25 protein-coding genes are annotated in these 22,814 nt (G+C 45.4%); 5 read left to right on the forward strand and 20 right to left on the reverse strand.

Translation table 11 applies throughout. From position 1 onward, the window contains the following. Positions 1-325: 325 nt before the first annotated feature. Positions 326-1,498 (forward strand): PQQ-dependent sugar dehydrogenase, encoded by a 1,173-nt coding sequence (locus FTU44_RS11130; RefSeq protein ID WP_180050726.1) that lies wholly within the window; start codon positions 326-328, stop codon positions 1,496-1,498. Positions 1,499-2,160: 662 nt separating this feature from the next. On the opposite strand, the gene FTU44_RS11135 is transcribed toward FTU44_RS11130, so the two are convergent. The 5 genes from FTU44_RS11135 to ribF all read right to left on the reverse strand — a co-directional run bounded on the left by FTU44_RS11135 (position 2,161) and on the right by ribF (position 7,758). Continuing rightward, complete coding sequence (locus FTU44_RS11135; protein WP_100354971.1) at positions 2,161-2,703, reverse strand: NADPH-dependent FMN reductase; 543 nt, start codon at positions 2,701-2,703, stop codon at positions 2,161-2,163. A gap of 135 nt (positions 2,704-2,838) precedes the next feature. Further along, on the reverse strand, positions 2,839-3,321 hold the full coding sequence (locus FTU44_RS11140) for a peptidylprolyl isomerase (protein ID WP_100354970.1): 483 nt from the start codon (positions 3,319-3,321) through the stop codon (positions 2,839-2,841). After that, positions 3,314-3,853, reverse strand: a complete 540-nt coding sequence (gene lspA / locus FTU44_RS11145; RefSeq protein ID WP_005173413.1) for a signal peptidase II — start codon at positions 3,851-3,853, stop codon at positions 3,314-3,316. Before lspA ends, FTU44_RS11140 begins: the two co-directional genes overlap by 8 nt. Next, complete coding sequence (gene ileS / locus FTU44_RS11150) at positions 3,846-6,692, reverse strand: isoleucine--tRNA ligase (protein ID WP_100534571.1); 2,847 nt, start codon at positions 6,690-6,692, stop codon at positions 3,846-3,848. The genes lspA and ileS overlap by 8 nt, the downstream gene beginning before the upstream one ends. Positions 6,693-6,756: 64 nt before the next feature. Next, on the reverse strand, positions 6,757-7,758 hold the full coding sequence (gene ribF, locus FTU44_RS11155; RefSeq protein ID WP_034608880.1) for a bifunctional riboflavin kinase/FAD synthetase: 1,002 nt from the start codon (positions 7,756-7,758) through the stop codon (positions 6,757-6,759). A 243-nt stretch (positions 7,759-8,001) separates the two neighbouring features. Here ribF and FTU44_RS11160 point away from each other — a divergent pair, with 243 nt between their 5' ends. Beyond that, the gene (locus FTU44_RS11160) at positions 8,002-8,565 is read left to right on the forward strand and encodes a 5'-methylthioadenosine/S-adenosylhomocysteine nucleosidase (RefSeq protein ID WP_074383810.1); all 564 of its coding nucleotides are present in this window, start codon (positions 8,002-8,004) and stop codon (positions 8,563-8,565) included. A gap of 66 nt (positions 8,566-8,631) precedes the next feature. On the opposite strand, the gene FTU44_RS11165 is transcribed toward FTU44_RS11160, so the two are convergent. The 14 genes from FTU44_RS11165 to ubiG all read right to left on the reverse strand — a co-directional run bounded on the left by FTU44_RS11165 (position 8,632) and on the right by ubiG (position 19,938). Then, entirely contained in the window at positions 8,632-9,252 is a 621-nt protein-coding gene (locus FTU44_RS11165) for a TetR family transcriptional regulator C-terminal domain-containing protein (RefSeq protein ID WP_005173402.1), read from the reverse strand. Positions 9,253-9,577: 325 nt separating this feature from the next. Continuing rightward, positions 9,578-10,384, reverse strand: a complete 807-nt coding sequence (locus FTU44_RS11170; RefSeq protein ID WP_100329557.1) for an ABC transporter ATP-binding protein — start codon at positions 10,382-10,384, stop codon at positions 9,578-9,580. Positions 10,385-10,404: 20 nt separating this feature from the next. Next, positions 10,405-11,220, reverse strand: coding sequence for an aliphatic sulfonate ABC transporter permease SsuC (ssuC, locus tag FTU44_RS11175; RefSeq protein ID WP_180050728.1), 816 nt, complete (start codon positions 11,218-11,220; stop codon positions 10,405-10,407). Continuing rightward, complete coding sequence (gene ssuD / locus FTU44_RS11180) at positions 11,220-12,395, reverse strand: FMNH2-dependent alkanesulfonate monooxygenase (protein WP_159138954.1); 1,176 nt, start codon at positions 12,393-12,395, stop codon at positions 11,220-11,222. The genes ssuC and ssuD overlap by 1 nt, the downstream gene beginning before the upstream one ends. 89 nt (positions 12,396-12,484) lie before the next feature. Continuing rightward, positions 12,485-12,697, reverse strand: coding sequence for a hypothetical protein (locus FTU44_RS11185; protein ID WP_005173391.1), 213 nt, complete (start codon positions 12,695-12,697; stop codon positions 12,485-12,487). Between the two features lie 24 nt (positions 12,698-12,721). Continuing rightward, complete coding sequence (locus FTU44_RS11190) at positions 12,722-13,678, reverse strand: sulfonate ABC transporter substrate-binding protein (RefSeq protein WP_159138955.1); 957 nt, start codon at positions 13,676-13,678, stop codon at positions 12,722-12,724. Between the two features lie 333 nt (positions 13,679-14,011). Further along, on the reverse strand, positions 14,012-15,355 hold the full coding sequence (gene argA / locus FTU44_RS11195; protein ID WP_180050730.1) for an amino-acid N-acetyltransferase: 1,344 nt from the start codon (positions 15,353-15,355) through the stop codon (positions 14,012-14,014). A gap of 133 nt (positions 15,356-15,488) precedes the next feature. Continuing rightward, complete coding sequence (locus tag FTU44_RS11200) at positions 15,489-15,875, reverse strand: RcnB family protein (RefSeq protein ID WP_005173379.1); 387 nt, start codon at positions 15,873-15,875, stop codon at positions 15,489-15,491. Positions 15,876-16,120: 245 nt separating this feature from the next. Beyond that, entirely contained in the window at positions 16,121-16,510 is a 390-nt protein-coding gene (locus FTU44_RS11205) for an RcnB family protein (protein ID WP_005173376.1), read from the reverse strand. Between the two features lie 313 nt (positions 16,511-16,823). After that, on the reverse strand, positions 16,824-16,979 hold the full coding sequence (locus FTU44_RS11210) for a hypothetical protein (protein ID WP_005173373.1): 156 nt from the start codon (positions 16,977-16,979) through the stop codon (positions 16,824-16,826). A 182-nt stretch (positions 16,980-17,161) separates the two neighbouring features. Further along, positions 17,162-17,581, reverse strand: a complete 420-nt coding sequence (locus FTU44_RS11215) for a hypothetical protein (protein WP_005173371.1) — start codon at positions 17,579-17,581, stop codon at positions 17,162-17,164. Positions 17,582-17,737: 156 nt separating this feature from the next. Then, positions 17,738-18,484, reverse strand: coding sequence for a YciK family oxidoreductase (locus FTU44_RS11220; RefSeq protein ID WP_180050732.1), 747 nt, complete (start codon positions 18,482-18,484; stop codon positions 17,738-17,740). Positions 18,485-18,523: 39 nt separating this feature from the next. Further along, entirely contained in the window at positions 18,524-19,213 is a 690-nt protein-coding gene (locus tag FTU44_RS11225) for an HAD family hydrolase (protein ID WP_180050734.1), read from the reverse strand. Next, positions 19,210-19,938, reverse strand: coding sequence for a bifunctional 2-polyprenyl-6-hydroxyphenol methylase/3-demethylubiquinol 3-O-methyltransferase UbiG (ubiG, locus tag FTU44_RS11230; RefSeq protein WP_180040721.1), 729 nt, complete (start codon positions 19,936-19,938; stop codon positions 19,210-19,212). Before ubiG ends, FTU44_RS11225 begins: the two co-directional genes overlap by 4 nt. A gap of 223 nt (positions 19,939-20,161) precedes the next feature. Between ubiG and FTU44_RS11235 the strand changes: the two genes are divergently transcribed. Continuing rightward, on the forward strand, positions 20,162-20,776 hold the full coding sequence (locus tag FTU44_RS11235) for a thiol:disulfide interchange protein DsbA/DsbL (RefSeq protein ID WP_180040723.1): 615 nt from the start codon (positions 20,162-20,164) through the stop codon (positions 20,774-20,776). Between the two features lie 53 nt (positions 20,777-20,829). Here the strand turns inward: FTU44_RS11235 and FTU44_RS11240 are convergent, their stop codons facing one another. Continuing rightward, entirely contained in the window at positions 20,830-21,525 is a 696-nt protein-coding gene (locus tag FTU44_RS11240) for a TetR family transcriptional regulator (RefSeq protein ID WP_180050736.1), read from the reverse strand. Positions 21,526-21,720: 195 nt separating this feature from the next. Here FTU44_RS11240 and rph point away from each other — a divergent pair, with 195 nt between their 5' ends. Together rph and FTU44_RS11250 are read left to right on the forward strand one after the other, a co-directional pair. Beyond that, on the forward strand, positions 21,721-22,437 hold the full coding sequence (rph, locus tag FTU44_RS11245) for a ribonuclease PH (protein WP_005173362.1): 717 nt from the start codon (positions 21,721-21,723) through the stop codon (positions 22,435-22,437). Between the two features lie 179 nt (positions 22,438-22,616). Further along, positions 22,617-22,814 carry a hypothetical protein gene (locus FTU44_RS11250; RefSeq protein ID WP_180050739.1) on the forward strand — a complete coding sequence of 66 codons (198 nt, stop codon included), beginning with the start codon at positions 22,617-22,619 and terminating at the stop codon, positions 22,812-22,814.

Genomic DNA, 22,814 nt, shown 5'->3' on the forward strand with positions numbered 1-22,814 from the left:
CCCGAACTCAGAAGTGAAACCTCTTTGCGCTGATGGTAGTGTGGGGTTACCCATGTGAGAGTAAGTCATCGCCAGCTCATTATTCGAAACACCCCCTGCTTATGCAGGGGGTGTTTTTTTGTGCGTGGGATAATATTATAAGTAGATGAAATTGGGGCAGGTATTTAAATCCTAGATCCAAAAGTAAAATCAAAGCCATTCAAATACTATAAAACGAGTCTCTGCTGTTGCTCAAACATATCTGTTTACTTTTCTATGCTGAATTTCTATGAAGACTTCTATATTGTAATATTAATTTAGAGAAGAAAGAAGCGTGGAGAAAATGATGGTAGCGCAATTTAAAATAAAAATTTTACTCAGTTGTTGTGCTTTGGCATTGACTGCTTGTCATGCCGATAACTCATCTTCTGGTAGTATTCAAGAGGCTTCCACCTCATCTTCTAAATCTGAAGCTACAGCCTCAAATGTACAAAAATATAAGATCGTACAGGTGGCACAATTTAATGAGCCGTGGGCAATTACATCGCTCAAAGATGGCCGTTTACTGATTACCGAACGTAAAGGAAAATTACAACTTTTTGATCCACGCACCAAGCAGAAAGTCGAAGTTAAAGGTATTCCTCAAGTTGCCTATGGTGGCCAAGGAGGCTTGGGTGAAGTCGCTTTACATCCGGATTTTGCAAACAATCAGTGGGTCTATCTCAGCTATGCTGAACAAGGTCAGGGTGGCTATGGCGCAGTGGTGATCCGTGGCAAACTGGATTTAAACCAGACTGCCCCTCAATTGACTCAAATTGAACGGATCTGGACTCAAGTCCCTAAATTTTCAGGGCAGGGACATTATGCACACCGGATTGTATTTGGACCGTATGGTAAGCTCTGGATCGGTTCAGGGGAACGGCAGCAATTTACTCCAGCACAGGATATGCAGTCCAATGCCGGTAAAATTATTCGTTTAAATGATGACGGTTCAATTCCTGCTGATAATCCTTTTATGAATCAGGGTAAAATTGCCCAGCAGATCTGGAGTCTTGGACACCGCAATCCTTTAGGCATGGCTTTTGATCCACAGGGGCAGTTCTGGGTGATTGAAATGGGCCCGAAGGGTGGGGATGAGCTGAATAAGATCATCAAAGCTAAAAATTATGGCTATCCAGTGGTGTCAAATGGTGATCATTATGATGGCAAGCCCATTCCCGACCATGCTACTCGCCCGGAATTTGAAGCGCCAGCACTGGATTGGACGCCGGTCATTTCTCCTTCAGATCTGTTGTTTTATACAGGAAATGTATTTCCACAATGGAAAAATAAAGCGATCACGACTGGTTTGTCTTCCAAGGCGCTTGTGATTGTGGATACGACACAGAATCCGGTCAAAGAAGTCCAGCGTGTGGATATGAAGGAGCGGATTCGTGGCGCGATTCAGGCCAGTGATGGTACGCTTTGGATAATTCAGGATGGCACGCAAGCCAAGTTATTAAAAATGACCGCACCTTAATCCTTTTTTTGAAAGGCTGCATTTGAACATGAAATATCGAGCGAGACAGAATGCTCATGATTTGCTGACGACCTGAGTAAATTTTTTAAGATGATCCTGATATGAAAGAACAAGGCCTCGACATCCTGTGAAGGCCTTTTCATATTCTGGCAAAGGTATAATGTCTGTTATACCGATCAGCATCCTGCTTGGTGAATATTTTTATTTTTCTGATAAGACTGCCTGTCTTGGTATGACTCGAATATAGCCCGAAGTAGTGTAGCCCAATAGGGCATTTAACTGCATCGATTGTAGGTCAAAGCTGACAGGTGAATTTCAAAAATAGCAGTGAAAGAATGATTATTCAACCAAAGCAGCAGTCCATCATTTTTATTAAATGAATCATTAAACCCAACCTGAATATTTTAGTTTGAGCACGATCTAAGCTTAAAAACAAAAAAGCCTCAACATCCTGTTGAGGCTTTTCTGGATTTGCTTCTCAGATCTGACTCCTGTCTAATCTGTCAACGTCCTGTTGATTTGCGCTTGTTATTGTTGTCGTATCGCTTTGCAGACGTCCTGTCTGTCTATGTAGTGACTATAGTCCTAACTAAGCGTAGTACATAGCCGCTAAATGCAGCGGTCGCTGTAGGCGAAAACCTACGATGCTGTCGGCTAAAGTCTCAAGCACTGACATACTGAATTAATTTATCCACCACTACTTTTAGATTTTTAGTATCAAATTCATTGCCCTGGAACGAATAATCCTTATTTCTTGCGAAGATGTCACGGATTTCAATCACGGCATTGGTATCGATCAGTCCAAGTTGAGTCCCGACCTGACGAATCTGGTCTATTGAACGTGAACCGTTGGTGACACCATAACCAATATAGGCTGCCGGTTTGCCTTGCCATTCCTTGGCAAGGTAATCCAGCGCATTTTTTAGCGCAGGGCTGTAGCCATGATTATATTCAGGTGTGATAAAAATAAAGGCATCGCCGCGCGCAATTTTGTCTGCCCAGTCTTGCTGTTTGGGCTGATCATAGATCCCGGTCAGTGGCGGATGAGCACCGCTAAAGAGTGGAAGAGCCCATTCTTTTAAATCGACAATTTCAATTTCAAGCGTACTAAAACCATAGCTTTTAATTTCCTGTAGTACCCAGTGCGCCACTTTAAGCGCGGTACGCCCCTCACGTACACTGCCGACCACAATATAAATTTTCATACCTATTCCTTTCTGGGTTTCTTATCATCCAATTAAATTAATCAGATTTCAGAGAGGTGACTAGAGATGATTTGTATCCTGAGTATAAAAAAGCTCCCGAAGGAGCTTTTAAAAATCATGCGATTAGCAGATGTTTTACATCAACTTTAGGCCTTGCTGACCGGCAGGGGTTACTTTAAAGATTTCCACTTCAAAGGTGATGTTCTTGCCTGCCAGTGGATGGTTAAAGTCCACTTCGGTGATGTCATCATTGACTGAACGTACCACACCATACAAGGTCGCCTTGGCTTTGTCTTCAAACTCGATCATGTGACCCTCGATCGGACGTTCTCCAAACTTCACCGTATCGAACTTCTGGATGTTTTCCGGATTCCACGGACCAAAAGCATCTTCCGGAGGCAGACTTACAGTACGACGGTCACCGGCACGTAAACCAAACAGTGCTTTTTCAAAGCCTGGCAATAAATTACCATCGCCAATCGTGAGGCTGACCGGGGCTTCACGGCTACGGGTATTGTCAATTTCTACGCCATTTTCGATCGCGACAGAAAAATGCAGCTCGACCTTAGAGCCGTCTGCAACCCGGGTTTCTTCATTAGGATGAATAAAATCAGTCATGTTGTGCTTGCGCCCGTTGAATTCGATATTTTTCTAAGAAAAAGGTATCAATTAGCATCAGAATAGTGCCAAGCGTGATGGCACTGTCTGCGATATTGAAAGCAGGGAAGTGGCTGTTCTGGTAATACACATGAATAAAATCGACCACATAGCCGAGACTGACCCGGTCGATTAAATTACCGATTGCACCACCCAAAATCAGGGCAATTGCTAGCGGTAAAACCTTCATGTTTTTTGGCATACGCATCAGCCAAAAAACAAAGATCACAGACACAATCCCTGCCAGTGAAGTAAAGAAATAACGTTGCCAACCACCCGCATCGGACAGAAAACTAAAGGCAGCGCCATAGTTATGCAATAGTGTCCAATTTAAAAAGGGCAGCACAGGGATAGGATCTGCATAGTTCAGATTCGTCACTGCAATCCATTTGGTCCATTGATCCAGAATGATCGCCACAATGGCCAGCCCAATCCACCATAAATTATGTGGATAGAACTGGAATAAGCCCTTTTTAGTCTGGGTATTAGGCATATTTTCTCTCTTCGCCTTGGCCTGTAGGAAGGTTAATAATACAACGGCCACAGAGTCCTGGATGTGAGCTATGTGTATTTACATCCGGAAGCACGTGCCAGCAGCGTACACATTTCTCGCCATCTGCCGCAGAGACTTTCACGTTAAGCCCTTCAAGATCTGAGGCTTCACCTTGTGTAGCCTCAAACTCGTTCACGATCACTTGCGAGGTAATCAGAACGAAGCGTAATTCATCATCGAGACGGTCAAGTACGGTTTTCAGTTCTGCTGTTGCCCACAGTTCAACTTTCGCCGACAGGTTCGAGCCGACTGTTTTGGCACCACGTGCAGTTTCAATAAACTTATTCACGGCCGACTTCACCGCAATCAGGGTTTGCCATTCTGCTTCTGAAATCACGTTGGCTGTAGACGCGACCGGAATGTCATACCATTCAGTGGTGAATACATATTTCTCTGATTGCTCAGGAATCAGTGGCCATGCTTCTTGTGCAGTAAAGCTCAGGATCGGTGCCATCCAGCGCACAAAGGCCTGTACCAAATGATACAACGCAGTTTGTGCAGAATGACGCGCTTTTGAGTCCGCTTTGGTGGTGTATTGACGGTCTTTGATGATGTCGAGGTAGAAACCACCGAGGTCGTTGATACAGAAGTTAGTTAATGCGCTGGTCACGATATGGAAGTTCATATCTTCATAAGCTTGCTGAACGGTTTTCTGAACTTCCGCTGCACGTTGCAGGATGTATTGATCCAGTGCAATCAACTGATCGACTGGTAATGCATCTGTTGAAGGTTTGAAGCCATTCAAGTTCGCTAACAAGAAACGCAAGGTGTTACGGATACGACGATAACCATCGGATGCACGGCTAAAGATTTCTTTACCCGCGGTCATTTCATAACGGTAATCCGCAGAGGCGATCCAGAAACGCAAGCCGTCTGCTCCCATATCTTTAATGATGTCTTGCGGTGTGATTACATTACCGATTGATTTCGACATCTTGCGGCCTTTTTCATCGACCACGAAACCGTGAGTCAGCAAGCCTTTATACGGTGCGCGTTCATTGATGGCAATCGAGGTCAATAACGATGACTGGAACCAGCCACGGTGCTGGTCTGAACCTTCAAGATACAAATCAGCAGGATCAGTTAAGTCTTCACGTTCACGCAGTACCGCATAATGGGTGGTACCAGAGTCGAACCAAACGTCTAGCGTATCGCGTACAGCATTGTATTGCTCCGCGTCCGCACCGATGAATTCAGATGCATCACGGTTGTACCAACCATCAATGCCTTCTTGTTCAATCAGTTTTGCTACGATTTCGATTAATTCAGGTGTACGTGGGTGCAATTCATTGGTGTCTTTATGTACGAAGAACGGAATTGGCACGCCCCAAGTACGTTGACGTGAAATACACCAGTCCGGACGACCTTCGATCATGGCCTGAATTCGGTTTTTACCCCAATCTGGAACGAATTGGATGTCATTTTCAATCGCATTCAACGCGCCCTGACGCAGGCCTTTGGCATCCATGCTGATAAACCATTGTGGTGTGGCACGGAAGATAATCGGGGTTTTATGACGCCAGCAATGTGGGTAGCTATGCTTGATTGGCTTATGTGCCCACAGCTTATTGGCTTCACCCAGCGCCGCAATAATTTGTGGATTGGCTTTATAAATGTGCTCACCCGCAAACAGTGGCGAAGTCGGTAAATACACCCCATTTCCGCCGACTGGATTGTCAACCTTCAAGTTGTACAATAAGCCCACTTTATAGTCGTCCACACCATGACCCGGAGCCGTATGTACTGCACCGGTACCACTGGTGGCAATCACGTGCTCGCCCAAAATGACCGGTACCTGACGATCGCTAATTAAAGGATGTTGCAGAACAAGGTGTTCAAGTTTGCTACCGCTAAAGCCTGCAATTACTTCGAATGAAGTAAAACCATAACGCTCAGTTGCAGATTCCACCAGATCTTTGGCCAGGATAAAGTTTTGTGCTGCTTTTTCGTCACCACGTGCTTTAACCAGTTGATACTCAATTTCGGCATGTACAGCAACGGCCTGGTTGGCAGGTAGTGTCCAAGGCGTGGTGGTCCAGATGACGATGTCTGTTGAATCACTAACAGTTACACCCAAACGTGCAGATAAATCCGCTAAATCAACCACCGTAAAACCGACATCAATGGCATCTGATTTTTTATCTTCATATTCAACTTCAGCTTCAGCCAAAGATGAACCACAGTCCAGACACCAGTTCACCGGTTTCAGACCCGGCTCGATATGACCTGCTTTCGCGATTGCACCCAATGAACGTACGATGTCCGCTTCCTGTTTGAAGTTCATGGTCAGGTAAGGGTTGTTCCAATCACCGAATACACCCATACGCACGAAGTCTTTCTTTTGCAGTTCAACTTGGGTGTAGGCATATTCACGGCAGGCTTTACGGAAGGTAGAGGCATCTACCTTGACGCCGACTTTACCGACTTTTTCTTCAACTTTGAGTTCGATTGGCAGACCGTGACAGTCCCAGCCCGGTACATAGGGTGCATCAAAACCATCCATCACGCGGCTTTTGATGATGATGTCTTTTAATACTTTATTGACCGCATGACCCAAATGGATTTGACCATTTGCATAGGGAGGGCCGTCATGAAGTACATATTTTTTCTTGCCAATACGCGACGCACGAATCTGCTGATAAATGTTGTCGGCATACCACTCTTCTAACCATTTCGCTTCACGTACTGCCAAATTTGCTTTCATTGCAAATTCAGTACCTGGGAGGTTTAGCGTGGCTTTATAGTCCACTGCATTTTCAGGAGTTTGCTTATCGCTCATGCAAGTCGTCTTCCAATCTAATCAGTTATGTTACTGACACGTTTTACAATAAAAATATGGGATATTAAAAGGGAAATGTAGGATGATTTCGACGAAACTCCAGCAGTTTCTCGACATCATCATCAATTCCGGCTTTTAGCGCTTCAAGCGAAGGATAGTCCTTTTCGCCATGTAAATAGTTTAAGAACGTCACCCGCATTAACAGGCCATACAGATTAGCAGAAACATCTGGAAAATGTACTTCTAATCGCCATTCTGGATGGGCTTGTTTGATGGCTGGGCGTGTTCCCACATGACCCGCACCAAACAGGGCAGTGGGGTCATAACCCGCAATGCCTGTTTTAGTAGCATGATCATGTTTTACTTTATCCCTGAGGGATTCAGTTTCACAGATGACTTCAACCCCATAAATGCCATTCAGACAGGGCTTATGCCGGTTTAGTCGTACATTAATGGTTGGGAAATCAATGGTTCGGCCAATCTGATCGCCGTATTGCACCCGTCCGGTAATGCTATAGGGTCGGCCGAGTAATCTGGCAGCAAGGGCTAAATCGCCTGCTTGTAAAGTTTGACGAATCCGGGTTGAACTGACCCGTTCACCCTCTAAAGCAATGGTGCTTAAATTGGTGACTTGGAAACCATAATTGCGCAGGAATTCGCTATTGCCCTGACGGTTTTTACCGAAGTGAAAGTCATCACCTAAAACCAGATGCTGTGCATTGAGTTTTTCTTTTAAAATGTCGGCAAAGGCTTCTGCAGTCAGGCTGCGAAAAGTATGATCGAATTTTGCCACCGCAATATAGTCCACACCGAGTTCAGTCAGATATTCGACTTTTTCACGTAAGGATGAAATCCGCGGTGGGGCTTCATAACCCTTAAAATATTCAAGCGGTTGCGGCTCAAAAATCATTACAACAGATTTTAAGCCCTGTGCTTCAGCCACTTGTTGCAGCTGACGGATCATCGCCTGATGACCTAAATGCACGCCGTCAAAATTGCCGATTGTCACGGCCGTTTTGGGTAGTTCAGAATGAGATGCTAAAGCATTTAGACGGAGCAGCTGCATGGGCAAATCAAGTGCTTGGAAATATCGAGAGGCTATATATTGCCATAATCTCGCCGTTTCGTCTTGTTGTTGTGTTTTTATGCAATATTTTTCTTGAAAATTCATTTTCCTGAATATCAAATCAGATTGTTTTTCGACGCTTTAAATGGATCCGATCAGCGCATTCCTGCTTTTCATTCAGCGAATTTTGCTTTCTAATGTCAGCGCTTTTCTTTGTATTTTTCTTTGTATCAGGTATTTCAAATGTCCAATCTGGCACTCATCATGGCGCTACCCAATGAATCAAAAGGCTTGTTTGAAGCTCAAGGCATAAATGTGCATTACAGCGGGATTGGTAAAGTGAACGCAGCCTTTAAAGCCTTCGAGGTGATTCAAAAAACGGGCTGCACAACCTTGCTGAATTTGGGTACAGCCGGCAGCTCGCATTTTAATGCTCATGACCTGATTGAAGTCAGTCAGTTTGTACAGCGTGATATGGATGTTTCACCACTCGGTTTTGAAGTCGGCGTAACACCCATGGATCAGGATTATCCTGCCGCGATTGAACTGGAGGCTTTCTTTGAACATTTACCCAAAGGAATTTGCGGGACAGGCGACAGTTTTGAAACCGGTAGTGCGAAAGTGCCATGTCATCTGGTCGATATGGAAGGTTATGCCTTGGCAAAAGTGTGTAAGAAGCTCGGTGTTCGCCTGATTTCAGTCAAGTATATTACGGATGGGGCCAATGAGACTGCGCATCTGGACTGGGAAGAAAACCTGTTACTGGGTGCGAAAAAGTTATTAGATTTATATCGAATGGTAAAATAAGAGAGAAGGGTAAGTTTGCTCGGCGACCATAGCAGCTATGGTCGTATGCCAATCAGAAGCGCTTGCTTATTTATCCGTACGTGGAATCACGCCGTATAACATCATATTGACCGTATGCTGGATAATGCGTTGCTGCATACTGCGGTTACGCAAGGTTTTCCCTGTCACCATTTCCATCTGGGTCGAAAAATCCGCATAGTTCTGGGTAAGGGCCCAAATATTCAGAATCAGCAATTCAGGATCGATATCTGCTGAAATCTTGCCCTGTTCCTGCCAGTTAGAAATGACTTTGGCCTTACGCTTCACCAGTTTCTTTAGCGGGCCTTTTAAAATTTCCAGTATATGCGGTGCGCCTTGGATCACCTCTAAAGCAAACAAACGAGATGCTTTAGGCTGGGTACGCGATACTTCAATTTTTTGCATTAAATAGTTGGTAATCGCTTCTTCAGGCTCAAGTTCGGCCTCAAGGGTTTGTAAAGGCGCCAGCCATTTTTGTAGAACGGTGGTCAATACCTCTACATAGAGGGCTTCTTTATTTTCATAATAATAGAAAATATTCGACTTATGCATTTCTGCAATCTGTGCAATTTCATCTAGACTTGCCCCATTAAAACCGTACAGGGAAAATACATCTAGTGCAGCATTCAGCAGCTGGTTGCGTTTTTGAGTACTCTTTTTTTGTTCCATTAGCAAATATAAAAAACAATGAAAAAATGGGAATCCTCAATTGTACGGCAAATCATCAGATTTGTGCACACAGTCCATGGCTAATTTTTTGAATAATGATGATTTATTCTCTAGATCAATATTTAAAATGGCTTAAATGCATCAAGCCAGAGCAAAAAATGCAAGTTTATGAAAATACTTAAATTATTGAAATATTTTTATTTTGAAATAGAGTCAAAAAATGAATGCTTTTATGACCCAGATTAGCCTGCAGTTTTAAATTCAGCTCAGGACTTGGCTTGAAGATGAAACCCAAAACTCCCCTATTCTGGGCTTCATCGGATATTTAGGTGGCCAAAACTGCCTGTAAGACTTGCTGTTCCAGTTCTGCAAATTTCAGACTTTTTTGCCGTGGACGTGGCAAGCCAACCCGAAACTCTTTGGCAATATGACCCTTATCCAGCAGGATAATCCGGTCTGCCAGTTGCACTGCCTCACTGACATCATGAGTCACCAGAATCGCGGTAAAGCCTTGCTCGGTCCATAAGCGTTCGATCAGGTTTTGCATCTCCAGACGTGTCAGGGCATCCAGGGCGCCGAGTGGTTCATCCAGCAGCAGAATACGGGGCTGATGCGATAATGCACGTGCTAGGGCCGTCCGTTGACGTTGACCGCCAGACAACTGTGATGGCCACAGCCCGGCTTTTTCTTTTAAGCCCACTTTTTCCAGCATGTGTGAAGCTTTGGCATGTTGCTCTTTGCCGAGGCCTAATTGTACATTCTGTTCGATGCTACGCCATGGCAGCAGGCGCGGGTCTTGAAACATCACCCGAATATCATCTGCAGTAATTCCTTCACGGATATGCCGTGCGGATTTAAACTTGATTTCGCCATAACTCTGTTTTTCCAGATCAGCAATCAGGCGCAAAAGGGTACTTTTACCACAACCACTACGACCGACAATCGCTAGAAATTCGCCCGGTTGAATATGCAGATCCAGATCTTCCAGAACTTTGACTGAACCATAAAATTTGTGCAATTGTTCAATAATGATTTCGGCACCAAGGGCTGCATTCGGATTGATATCTTTCGCAGGTTGCTCGGGTGGTGCAATCGGGTCATTGACATGACGCCCTAAACTCAGATCAGTCATTACATGCTCCTCATTTCAATTTATTTTTGATAGCCGGCATGCCAGCGCAGCAGGAATCGTTCTAAGGCGACTGCCAGCACATCGGCCAGTTTACCGAGCAGGGCATAGAGTAAAATACCGACCAGGACGATATCCGTTTGCAGGAATTCGCGTGCATTCATGGTCATATAGCCAATACCGGACTGGGCAGAAATCGTTTCGGCAACAATCAAAAGCACCCAGACCAGCCCTAGAGAAAAGCGTAGCCCGACTAAAATGGAAGGCATTGCTCCCGGGAGAATAATCTCTTTATACAGCTGCCAACGCGTGAGGCCGTAGCTTTTACCCATCTCGATCAATTGGGGATCGACTGAGCGAATTCCGTGATAGGTATTGATATAAATCGGGAAAAATACCCCGATCGCGACTAAAAACAGTTTGGCGGATTCATCAATGCCGAACCAGAGAATCACCAATGGAATCAGCGCAAGCGCCGGAATGTTGCGGATCATCTGCAAGGTGGTGTCGAGCAGGGTAGAAGCAATTTTGGATGAACCATTTAACAGACCCAATAACAGGCCCAAACCACCACCGACCAATAAGCCGCTGATGGCACGTCCTGCGCTGACTTGTACATGGGTCTGGAGCTCGCCGCTGAGCAATAAATTCCAGAAGGCCAAAATCACTGCACTGGGTGCAGGCAAAATCCGGCTTTCCAGTAGACTTGTGCTGGAAGCAATTTGCCAAATGGCAATCAATACAACTGGAACCAGCCAGGGCAGCAAATGCCGCCCCAGAATTGTTCCACGTGAAACCTGCTTTTCTAAGAGGGTTTCAACGGAAACGACTTTCGACATTAAGCAGACTCCTGAATTTTCTCAGCCTGCTTGTTCTCATCCGGTGTGTAGTTATTCGCTACGATTTCACCGAATGGACCCGTCAAGTTCGGTTGAGCCAATTTTTTCTGGGTTTCCAGTGGAAGGAATGGGAACACCAGTTCAGCAAAACGGATGGATTCTTCCAGATGCGGGTAACCAGAAAAAATGAAAGTATCAATTCCTAAATCCGCATATTCCTGAATACGTGCTGCGACAGTTTCCGGGTCACCAACCAGTGCCGTACCTGCGCCACCACGCACCAGTCCTACACCGGCCCAGAGGTTTGGCGATACTTCCAGCTTGCTACGGTCACCATTGTGCAGTTCAGCCATACGACGCTGACCGACCGAATCCATAGATTTGAACTTGGCTTGGGCCGCTGCAATGGTGGCATCATCGACATATTGAATCAGTTCTTCTGCTGCTGCCCAAGCCTGTTCATTGGTTTCACGCACAATCACATGCAGGCGGATACCGTAGCTCAGTTCACGACCCTTAGCGGCTGCCTTGGCACGGACATTTTCAATTTTTTCTTTGACTGCTGCTGGTGGTTCACCCCAGGTCAGGTAAGTGTCCACCTGATCGGTGGCCAGCTCAACCGCATCATCTGAAGAACCACCGAACCAGAGCGGCGGATGTGGCTGTTGTACAGGTGGATAGAGGAGTTTGGCATCATCGACACTTAAGCGTTCGCCGTGGAAAGTGAAGCTTTCACCAGTATGTGAACGCTTCAGAATTTCACGCCAGATGGTGGTGTATTCAGTGGCAGTTTTATAGCGGGTTTTGTGATCTTCATAGACGCCATCACCTTTTAGCTCCTGCTCATCACCACCAGTAACCAGATTTAGCAGCACCCGGCCATTGGATAAACGGTCAAAGGTTGCAGCCATACGTGCCGCCAGCGCAGGTGTGGTCACCCCGGGACGAAGTGCCACCAGGAATTTTAGTTTTTTCGTTGCATCAATCAGGCTGGCAGCTGTTAACCAAGGATCTTCACATGAACGACCTGTAGGAATCAGGACACCTTCATAACCTAAGTTATCGACCGCAACTGCAATCTGCTTCATATAGGCATGATCGACTTGGCGTGCACCTTTGCTGGTGCCCAAGTAGCGACTGTCACCATGTGTTGGGATAAACCAGAAAATTTTCATGCTCGATATCCTTAAAATTAAATTGCTCAGAAATTAATGTGGAGTAGTAGGCGACCAAATCTGTTGCTGGACGCTAATGTGATTAGGAATTAATTGAACCCGCTGGAACAGGTCAGCTTGTCATTGCGTGCTACCAGCAGATTCAAGGCTGATTTCTGAAAACTCATCGCAATGCTTTGAACCTGTTGCCGTGCTGTATGTTCTGCAGCAGTGCTTTGCTGTGGCTTCTGTTTCCGGCAAGCAGTCAGAGCCAAGCTGCATAAGGCTAAACTGAGGTAGGAAACCGTTTTTAAATGACTCATCTGTATTCCCGAATTATTCTGTTGTTATTTAATAATCGCTGCATCAATATTCAGCTTTTGTGGAATCAGCTGCTGCGCATAAAACGCATTTGCCACCTGTTGCTGTTTTTGAATCACGTCAGTCGTGAGAGGTTTAACGCCAAAGCCCATACGGGAAATCGAGGTTTTTAAGACATCAACGGCCAGACCGGTCGGTTGTTGCAGAAGTTTGGCTGCTGCATCCTGGTTTTTTGCAACCCAGTCCGTGGTCAGATTCAGTTCATTGACGACTGCCTGTACCACCTGAGGATGGCTTTCTGCGAACTTGCGATCTGCCAGATAAAATTGGTGATTGCTCACGATGTTCTCACCCGTGGCAATCACACGCGCGCCAATTTGATGTTCAGCAGCGGCAAAGAATGGATCCCAAATCACCCAAGCGTCCACTGCACCACGTTCAAAAGCTGCACGTGCATCAGAGGGTGGCAGGTAAATCACTTCAATATCGCTGAGTTTCAGATTGTTGGCTTCAAGAACTTTCAACAGTAAATAATGCACGTTGGAACCTTTGTTCAAGACCACACGTTTGCCTTTCAGATCCTGAATCGATTGAATCGGGGAGTCTTTCGGTACAATTAGGGCTTCGGCTTTAGGCGCTGGTGGCTGGTTTGCGACATAGACCAGATTTGAGTTGGCCGCCTGGGCAAAAATTGGGGGTGCTTCACCTGCTTCACCAAAAGACACGCTGCCGACATTCAGGCCTTCAAGTAACTGTGGGCCAGCCGGAAACTCCACCCATTTCACATTTACGCCTTGTTTTTTTAATGAGGTTTCTAGCGTGCCGCGTTCTTTTAAAATTGGCAGTACGCCGTATTTTTGAAAACCAATATTCAGGGTGGTGCTATCTTCCTGTTTTGAACAGCCAGAAAGCATCATGACGCCAGCCATTGCAGTACCGAGTACCGCAGTTTTTGCTAAAAACTGAATATTAGATTGGCGCATGAAGTAAAGCTCCCGAAAATAGAAAATAGCGAATGAAAAACCTAGACATACGCTAATCGTTTTTGTTTTTCTAAAAAAATAACTATTCAGGAATTTCTAATGAAGAAAAAAGATAAATAAAAAAGTGCAAAACTTATGCAAAAAAGTGATTTATATGACAATGAAGATTTACCAATAAAATCAATCAGGCTTATGAAATATATATTTATTTTTATAAATTCAATCTGCTGATATATTTAGCTAAAAAGCAGCAATGGCATTTTAAAATTTAAATTGGGATTGTCAGATATCTTTATCTGAAATTAAGCTAAGGCACTCAAAGAAAAAGTCACCTTAAAGTGACTTTTTACAAACGATTGAATTGCGTTGATAATTATAAAATGCCTGACGCGCATCCGGCAGGTCATCGACTGAAGCTGGTTCAAAGCCCTGTTCCAGAAACCAGTGCGCGGTACGCGTGGTTAAAATAAACAGCTGCTGAATCTGCATGCTTTTGGCTTTTTCTTCAAGATAATGCAAGATCTGGCTACCGCGATTGGACTGGCGATAACTTGGATGCACTGCGACACAGGCAATTTCTGCAGAACGTAATTCATCGCCCGTGGTCGGAATCGGGTAAAGGGCTGCACAGGCCAGAATCATGCCATCCCGTTCAATCACGGCAAACTGGTTAATTTCATTTTCCAGACGTTCACGGGAACGATAGACCAGAATCCCTTCTTCTTCTAATGGACGCAGCAAGCCGATCAGGCCACCGACATCCTGAATATCTGCCATTCGCACTTCTTCATAATGCGCGTCAGTGACCAAGGTGCCAGAACCATCACGGGTAAACAGCTCTTCAAGTAGCGCACCATCATAGGCATAGGAAATCAGGTGCACCCGATGTACGCCGTTCATGGAGGCCTCTTGTGCTGCCTTAAGTTGCAAGCCTCTTTCAAGCCCATCTTGTTCTGCCGGAATATAGTCATCCAGCTGTTTCGGGGTGACTTCGCGTTTGAGCTGGCCGTTACTGTCCATTAAACCATGCTGCTTGCCCAGAAAAATCAGCTTATCTGCCTTCAGTCGAATCGCAGTTTTGGTCGCAACTTCTTCAGCCAATAGATTAAAAACTTCGCCGGTGGTGGAATAACCAGTCGGGCCAAGCACCACAATATTATGGCTGTCCAGATGTCGCTGAATCGCATCGGTATCGACCGCGCGGACTTCACCAGTGAGCTGAAAATCTATGCCATCACGAATGCCATAAGGTTTGGCCGTCACAAAATTTCCTGAAACCGTATCAATACGGGCACCATACATCGGTGAGTTGGCCAGTCCCATAGACAGCAGGGCTTCAATTTGCAGACGAATCGAACCGACCGCATTCATCACACAGCTTAAGGATTCACGTGTGGTTACCCGGCGCTGCTGATGAAAGGGCGTACTGATCTGGCTCTGGGCCAGATTCTGGTTAATTTGTGGACGTGCACCATGTACCAGAATCAGCCGAATGCCCAAAGAGTGCAATAAGGCGATATCGTGAATGATATGTTGAAAATTGTCATTTAAGACCGCTTCACCATCAAACATGATCACAAAGGTTTTGTTGCGGTGCGCATTGATATAAGGCGCAGAATGGCGAAACCAGTGCACATATTGCAATGTTGTGCTGTGTGAGGTTTCTGCTGAAGTCATGCCTGTGCCTATTTCAATGATTGAAGATCCAGCTTTGATTCTAATGAAAAAAAACGCAAGTGGAAGTGCAGAAATAAAAAAACACCTGAAGGGGACTTCAGGTGTCTGCAAGACGAGCAGCAATGGAGAAAAATTAATTGATGATTCGTACAATTCTATTGCTACGTTCATTGACCAGAACGTAGTCATTGTTGACTTTGTACCATTGCTGGAAACGGCCGGTATTCGGTAAACGGCGAGCTTCGCGATCACTCACTTCAAAACGCTTGTTATCGTATTGACGCGGTAAGCTTTGTCCTACGCGCCAGTCACGGCTTGGATTAACCATACGGTTGTTATGGCGGCGGTCATCATTCCAGCGACGGTCGTCATTCCATTTTTTACTGTCTTTGGCATTCCAGTGCGGTGCCGGTTTATGCGGATTATGGTTATAACGCGGGTCATGCTGTGGTGCTGCCATTGCAGAAGTAGCCAACAAAGCACTTAGGGATAACGCAATTGTAGTTAGGACTTTTTTCATGGCTCTCACCTAAAATGTAGATCTGATTTCGATGAGATTAAATTAGCGAATAAGTACATAGAAAGCGTGAGGGCTATTTAGTTAAATTGTTAAATTCATGAAGAAATTTAGAAGATAAATCACTTGAACCAAAAGTGTGAAAATCAGCAGGAGTTTTAATTCAAAAAATTTCAATTGCTGAAAATAAAAAAGACCCAAACATGGTTGAGTCGATAAGAGGATCGGAGCTTGAACAGGATGGTGAATTAATCCCCCACAATCCGGATAATGCTGTTATTTTCAGAATTGACCAGAATATAGTCATTATTAATTTTATACCACTGCTGTTTGCGATCTGGTCGAGGCAGGTTATGCTCTTTATATTCGACTTTATAGCCATTGCCACGATAATGCTGCGGCATGACATAGCCAGGCTGCCATCTGAGCTGTTGCAGGCGTTTGACCCCGCGTTCTTCACGCATACGGCGTTTATCATGTTGCCCTTGATCATTTTCACGGAATTCACGGCCTTTCTTGCCATGCCCATGACGGCTATCCATTTGTGATTCAGCATTGAAATGAGGGGAGGCTATTGCAACATGACTCAGCATGAATGTACTGCAGGAGATCGCTAATGCCACCAAAACCTTTTTCATGTTGAACCCTCATTAAATTGTTCATGTTCTACTGTGTCTAATATACGGAAAGATTACAGAGAAACTGTGAAGAACAGGCACCAGTTTTATAACAAATGCAGAGATATTATGATTATGTCATGATTTTACATGAGCTTAGGCTGCGCATTTGTCCGATGACCCGACAGGCTGAGCCTAGTTCTTATCTCATCAAAGTGAGGGCAAACATGCAAGCTAAAATCGATGATTTAGCTCAAAAAAACAGCATTGAAGTCACACCGAAACGATTTATGATCGGCTTAAAACACAGAAAATTCTAAAAACTTTCTGGATATTAATTCCATTGCTCGGTCAAACCTTGCAAGGACTGAATCGCTGCAGCCACCGATTCAGCTTGAACTGCATCATCGAGTGCCACAATGAGAGCCTCGGATAACTGCAAATGTTCGATGCGGCGAATGGTGTCAATTTTACGTTTTTGGTCAGCCATGCTGTGTTCCTGATTTAAGCTATATGGGATCAGAAAAGCATAGCTCAGAACAATTTATTTGAAAAACCGAATAATTTTATAAATTTGATATAAAAAATCGATTGATTGTCAGGCTGATAAAACACAGGCTAAAAAAAGGCACTTTTTAAGAAGTGCCCTCATATATATAAATTGCGTGGCTTTTAATATGCGTAATTCAGATCGGTATAATCGTTAAGTGATTTCTGTACATGTGCCTGAATAAAGCTACGGACATCTTCGGCAGTCATGGCTTTCCCCTGATTGCTGATTACATGCTCGATTTCGGGTTGGCCTTCAATTTTAATGCGATAAACAAAATGCTTGGCCAGACGATAGCGATCGTCTAATTTTTCAATTCCGGTCACATAATAATAGGCATGTTCAAAATTCAGATCCGTATGTGAAAAAACGAACTGCTCGAATAATTTGAGTTTATGACCATTTTCGAGTGCCTTGAGGTCTTCCACAATGCTGGCTTCAAACTTGGTACCGTATTTTTCTGAAATCGGCTGCTGATCGATCAGCAGTGACACCATGCCATCGTCTAAGTTGGTCACCGTAATATTGTTTAATTCAGTCATGATGCACTCGAGTGAAATTTGTTGGGGCTTAGTATGCGGTAATTTGGGTGAAATTCAATGTGATCTGACCAGCATTACTCCAGATTGAGGCGCTGTTTAAGACGTACATGCATAGAAAAAGGGAGCTATCGCTCCCTTAGTTCAACCTGAATAAGCTTAATCCTGGGCATCGATACTCTGACCATTCATATGCAGGCTGTCATCGCCCATCAGATACAGATAGGCCGGCATAATCGAATCTGGTGTTGGCAGGGTCTTGGGATCTTCATTGGGATAGGCCCTGGCACGCATGGCAGTCCGTGTTGCCCCGGGATTGATGCAGTTATAGCGGATATTCGGATGCACCTGCTCTTTGGCAAATAACTGGTTCACCGCTTCAATGGCAATTTTAGACACCGAATAAGCGCCCCAGCGTTCGCGGGCTTCGCGGCCTACACCTGAACTGGCAAACACCACCGAAGCATGCTCGGATTTTTCTAATAAGGGCAACAGCGCCTGGGTCATGATAAAAGGTGCCCGCAGATTGACCGCCATGACATCATCCCAGACATTCACCGGATAATCCGCCAGCGGAACCCGTTCACCTAAAATCCCGGCATTATGCAGAATTCCGTCCAGACGGCCAAACTGACGATTCAGGGTATCCAGCAAAAGTTCATAATCACGTTCCGAGGCGCTAGAAAGCTGTAGCGGCAAGATGGCAGGTTGCGGCGCACCTAAACTTTCAATTTCATCATAGATGACTTCGAGTTTGTTTAAGGTACGTCCATGCAGCACCACAGTTGCGCCATGCAAGGCATAACTGATTGCTGCTGCACGTCCAATGCCATCGCCCGCACCTGTGATCAGGATAATACGATCTTTGAGCAGATCGGGGCGAGGTTGATATGCTGAATATTTCACTATCTACCTCCTCATTTTTTATTGTTCAGTTTTAAGCTTTTAAGATACCGCAGTCGGCTGTTTGAGTAGCAAGGTCTGAATCAGCTGATGTAATTCTGCAACAGTATCCACTATATAGTCGGCTTGCCAGGCTGTTAAGTCATCTTTGTATTGCAGTGGTAAATAACCATAAGCTGCCAGAACGGTTGGCATCTTGGCATGACGCCCCGCATCAATATCGCGCGGATGATCGCCGATATAAATACAGTCTTCAGTCGCAAGATTCAGTTGCTTGGCAGCCAGATACATCGGTTCAGGATCAGGCTTGGTTCGGGTGACATCTTCCGGACAGACCAGCACGGCACAGCGTTCACTTAAATTCAGTGCTTTCAGTAAAGCCTCACTGAGCCAGCGTGGTTTATTGGTGACGATACCCCAGGGAACATCCTGTGCTTCCAGCTGTTCCAGTAACGGATACATGCCCTTAAACAGATCGGTATCGACTGCAATGTCTGCGCCGTACATGTCCAGAAAGCGCTGACGATGTTGCAGAAATACCGGATCTTCCAGTTCCAGTTCCGGATAGACCAGTTTCACCATGGCGCGCGCGCCTTCGGAGACCTGCGTCCGGATCAGCTCGGGTTCGACCGGCATCCGGCCTTCTTCACGGCACATCTGCTGGATAATCCGGATAAAATCGGCCGCGGTATCAATCAGGGTACCATCGAGGTCAAACAGAACGGCCTTCATGCTGTGGTCTCTGCTGCGCTATCTTTCACGGTATAGACCATATAGTTGACATCGACATTCGGTGCCAGCCAGTAGCGTTTGGTCAGCGGATTGTAGTGCAGACCGGTCATGTCTTTGAGTTTCAAGCCGGCATTGCGAATATCGTGCGCCAGCTCGGAGGGCTTGATAAATTTGCTGTAATCATGCGTGCCTTTGGCCAGCATCCGCAGCACATATTCTGCACCAATAATGGCAAATAAATACGATTTTGGATTGCGGTTAATGGTCGAGAAGAACACATGGCCGCCTGGCTTGACCAGCTTGTGACAGGCCTGAATGATCGAGGCCGGATCGGGTACGTGCTCCAGCATTTCCATACAGGTCACGATGTCGTATTGGCCAGCCTGTTCATCGGCCAGTTGTTCAACCGGGATCTGACGATATTCGATATTGGTCACGCCTTCCTGTTCGGCATGAATCCGCGCCACATTCAGCGGCGCAGCACCCATATCAATCCCCAGTACATCGGCACCGCGACGCGCCATGCTTTCGGCCAGAATGCCACCGCCACAACCAACATCGAGGATTTTCTTGCCGCTCAGGCCACCCGCATGTTCATCAATCCAGTTTAAACGTAGTGGATTAATCATGTGCAAGGGGCGGAACTCGGAATGCTGATCCCACCATATAGCTGCAAATGCTTCAAACTTGGCAATTTCTTGTGGATCAACATTCAATTGCGACATCGTGGTCACCTCAATCAGTTGTGATTAGCTAAAAATATAGAGGCCAAATGGCCAGAGAAACTGATTTAACCTTGAAAATCAGTCCGATGCTTTAGTGTAGCGTTTCTGGCAGAAAAAGCGATAAAAGCAGCAAAAAAGTTCACAGAATGAAAACGAAATCGGCATAATTGATTTATAGTGAACCCATACACTAAACATAATGATTTAGAGGACGATAATCCCAATGAAAAAATTCCTTTTAGGCGCTGTTGCCGCATCTGTTTTGGCCTTTTCTGGCAGTGCGATGGCCAATTTTGTGGCAGGTCAGGACTATCAGGTGGTCGCAAAACCAGTCAAAGTCGAAAAACCGGGCAAAATTGAAGTACGTGAATTCTTCTGGTATGGCTGTGGCCACTGTTTCACGCTTGAGCCACATATGCAAAGCTGGTTGAAAAAATTACCAAAAGATGTGCGTTTTGTGCGTACGCCTGCTGCAATGAATCCACTCTGGGAACAGGCAGCGCGTGCTTATTATGTGTCTGAAGCCTTGGGTGTGCGTCAAAAAGCCCATTTGCAGTTATTCCATGATATTCATGACAAGCAGCGTCCAATTTTAGAACAGGCACAACTGGCCAAGTTCTATACCCGTTATGGTATTTCTGAAGCAAAATTTAACACGACTTATAAATCATTCCCGATTTCGTCAAAAATTGCGCAGGCCAAAAATCTGGCTGCTCAATATCAGTTAAGCGGCGTACCGGCGGTGACTGTCAATGGTAAATATATTGTGCAGGGCAATGATGCCAAAGTAATTCAGGTGGTGAATTACCTGATTGAAAAAGAGCGTAAAGCCAAATAAGAAATAACCGAGTATCCGTAAAAAACCTGCATCAATAATGCAGGTTTTTTTATTCAGATGGGGGGAGTACTTGTTTCTGTACTGATTGAGGGATCTGCTGTTTTTGTCGGAATTCGATGCCAGTGCAAAATCCCTCGCAATAAAAGCTGCATCTGTAGCACGCTTTGGGTTTTAAAGACATTGGATTGGGTGCGGCGTAGCTCTGGATCAGCCTGATGTTGCAGATGAATCCAGCCCATGGCCCAGTTCAGCGACAGATCAATCAGCATCTGTGCCAGTGCCTGCAAATCTTGCGAAGACTGGATATGCTGGGCGGCTTGCATTTTTTCCAGTTCATGCATGACATCTTCAGTCAAAAAACGAATTTCCCGTTCTATTCCTGCACGTAACACTGCCGAGCCCCCCCAGCGTTCTGCAACAAAAAAAATCCAGGGTTCAGGGTGATATTCGACTGCCTGAAAAAATAGCTCAATTCCGGTTTTAGTCCGGGTATTGGGCTGATACAGATAGGCCTGTCCCAGTTGATTCAGCACTCCCTTGAGATGAATCGCGACCTGATCCAGCAGCTCTAGTCCCAACTGCTCCATATCCTGAAAATGCCGATAAAATGCCGTGGGCACCAGTCCAACGGCATGCGCGACTTCACGCAGACTGATGGTGCTAAAAGCGCGACCCTGACTGCTCAAGGCCAGTGTGGCATCCAGTAGCGCCTGATGGCTTTGCTGCTTGCGATCTTCACGTAAGGACATAAATGGGTTTCCTCAAGGGGAGATTTAGTCTAGCAAAAATTAAGGCAAATCGTAGCGCCACAGGTCGGCAGAATTTCGATATTTAACCGCACTCTGATGCATCGATTTTGTAAATCAATCATCCGGCTGACCAATCTTGGCAAAGGCTTCTGTTATACTGAGCCGCAATTATTTTTAGCCTATACAGGACTTATCATGCGTATCGACCAACGAGCATTAGATCAATTACGTGAAGTGAAAATTACCCGTAACTATACACGTTATGCGGAAGGCTCGGTATTGGTTGAGTTTGGTCATACCAAAGTACTGTGCACTGCCAGTGTAGAGAGTTCTGTTCCACGTTTCCTGAAAGGTCAGGGCCAGGGCTGGGTGACGGCTGAATATGGCATGTTGCCACGTTCAACCCATACCCGTAGCGACCGCGAAGCGGCACGTGGCAAACAGAGTGGCCGTACCCAGGAAATCCAGCGTCTGATCGGTCGTAGCTTGCGCTCAATGGTTGACCTGAAAAAGCTGGGTGAAAATACCATTACCATTGACTGTGATGTGATTCAGGCTGATGGCGGTACCCGTACTGCAGCGATTACCGGTGCTGCGGTGGCGCTGGTCGATGCCATGAATGTTTTGCTGGAAAGAAAGAAAATCAAACATGATCCATTAAAAGGTCTGGTGGCTGCGGTTTCTGTTGGTATTTTCAAAGATGAAGTATTACTGGATCTTTGCTATGAAGAAGATTCGAACTGTCAAACCGATTTGAACGTGGTGATGACACAGGCCGGTGAATTTATTGAAATTCAGGGCACTGCGGAAGACAAACCATTTACCCGTGCCCAATCGGATGCCATGCTGGAAATGGCCGAGAAAGGCATTCAGGAGCTGGTAAAAAAACAGCAACAAGCTTTGGGCTGGTAATTCATTCCTGCCAAATATAAAACGCATCTCAGGATGCGTTTTTTTATGCCGGAAATTTCAGAATACAGCTCCATTGAAAATGCAGCACAAAACTTCCTGACAAAATTCCGACATGAATCGGCTAGATCCAGAGCTATTTTACCCCGATATTCAAACGATATCACCATGAGGAATGCGAGATGAAACAGTGGATTTGTGCAATGTCTTTGCTGGGAATGTTTGGACTAAGCGCCTGTGACTGGGGCAATAATCGTGAAGATGACGAGCGTTCAGTGTTAAATCAGGATCGTGATGAGGATAATGGGAGATATAACGACCGTGATGGTGACGATGATGACCGCGATCGTCGAGGTAATCGGGACGACGATGATGATTAA

The sequence above is a fragment of the Acinetobacter sp. YH12105 genome (assembly GCF_013419095.1).
In the GTDB taxonomy this organism is placed as follows: Bacteria; Pseudomonadota; Gammaproteobacteria; order Pseudomonadales; family Moraxellaceae; genus Acinetobacter; species Acinetobacter pseudolwoffii.

Coding starts and splice junctions, on each gene's coding strand:
- FTU44_RS11130 (WP_180050726.1), top strand. CDS start 326: ATGGTAGCGCAATTTAAAATAAAAATTTTACTCAGTTGTTGTGCTTTG.
- FTU44_RS11135 (WP_100354971.1), bottom strand. CDS start 2,703: ATGAAAATTTATATTGTGGTCGGCAGTGTACGTGAGGGGCGTACCGCG.
- FTU44_RS11140 (WP_100354970.1), bottom strand. CDS start 3,321: ATGACTGATTTTATTCATCCTAATGAAGAAACCCGGGTTGCAGACGGC.
- lspA (WP_005173413.1), bottom strand. CDS start 3,853: ATGCCTAATACCCAGACTAAAAAGGGCTTATTCCAGTTCTATCCACAT.
- ileS (WP_100534571.1), bottom strand. CDS start 6,692: ATGAGCGATAAGCAAACTCCTGAAAATGCAGTGGACTATAAAGCCACG.
- ribF (WP_034608880.1), bottom strand. CDS start 7,758: ATGCAGCTGCTCCGTCTAAATGCTTTAGCATCTCATTCTGAACTACCC.
- FTU44_RS11160 (WP_074383810.1), top strand. CDS start 8,002: ATGTCCAATCTGGCACTCATCATGGCGCTACCCAATGAATCAAAAGGC.
- FTU44_RS11165 (WP_005173402.1), bottom strand. CDS start 9,252: ATGGAACAAAAAAAGAGTACTCAAAAACGCAACCAGCTGCTGAATGCT.
- FTU44_RS11170 (WP_100329557.1), bottom strand. CDS start 10,384: ATGACTGATCTGAGTTTAGGGCGTCATGTCAATGACCCGATTGCACCA.
- ssuC (WP_180050728.1), bottom strand. CDS start 11,220: ATGTCGAAAGTCGTTTCCGTTGAAACCCTCTTAGAAAAGCAGGTTTCA.
- ssuD (WP_159138954.1), bottom strand. CDS start 12,395: ATGAAAATTTTCTGGTTTATCCCAACACATGGTGACAGTCGCTACTTG.
- FTU44_RS11185 (WP_005173391.1), bottom strand. CDS start 12,697: ATGAGTCATTTAAAAACGGTTTCCTACCTCAGTTTAGCCTTATGCAGC.
- FTU44_RS11190 (WP_159138955.1), bottom strand. CDS start 13,678: ATGCGCCAATCTAATATTCAGTTTTTAGCAAAAACTGCGGTACTCGGT.
- argA (WP_180050730.1), bottom strand. CDS start 15,355: ATGACTTCAGCAGAAACCTCACACAGCACAACATTGCAATATGTGCAC.
- FTU44_RS11200 (WP_005173379.1), bottom strand. CDS start 15,875: ATGAAAAAAGTCCTAACTACAATTGCGTTATCCCTAAGTGCTTTGTTG.
- FTU44_RS11205 (WP_005173376.1), bottom strand. CDS start 16,510: ATGAAAAAGGTTTTGGTGGCATTAGCGATCTCCTGCAGTACATTCATG.
- FTU44_RS11210 (WP_005173373.1), bottom strand. CDS start 16,979: ATGGCTGACCAAAAACGTAAAATTGACACCATTCGCCGCATCGAACAT.
- FTU44_RS11215 (WP_005173371.1), bottom strand. CDS start 17,581: ATGACTGAATTAAACAATATTACGGTGACCAACTTAGACGATGGCATG.
- FTU44_RS11225 (WP_180050734.1), bottom strand. CDS start 19,213: ATGAAGGCCGTTCTGTTTGACCTCGATGGTACCCTGATTGATACCGCG.
- ubiG (WP_180040721.1), bottom strand. CDS start 19,938: ATGTCGCAATTGAATGTTGATCCACAAGAAATTGCCAAGTTTGAAGCA.
- FTU44_RS11235 (WP_180040723.1), top strand. CDS start 20,162: ATGAAAAAATTCCTTTTAGGCGCTGTTGCCGCATCTGTTTTGGCCTTT.
- FTU44_RS11240 (WP_180050736.1), bottom strand. CDS start 21,525: ATGTCCTTACGTGAAGATCGCAAGCAGCAAAGCCATCAGGCGCTACTG.
- rph (WP_005173362.1), top strand. CDS start 21,721: ATGCGTATCGACCAACGAGCATTAGATCAATTACGTGAAGTGAAAATT.
- FTU44_RS11250 (WP_180050739.1), top strand. CDS start 22,617: ATGAAACAGTGGATTTGTGCAATGTCTTTGCTGGGAATGTTTGGACTA.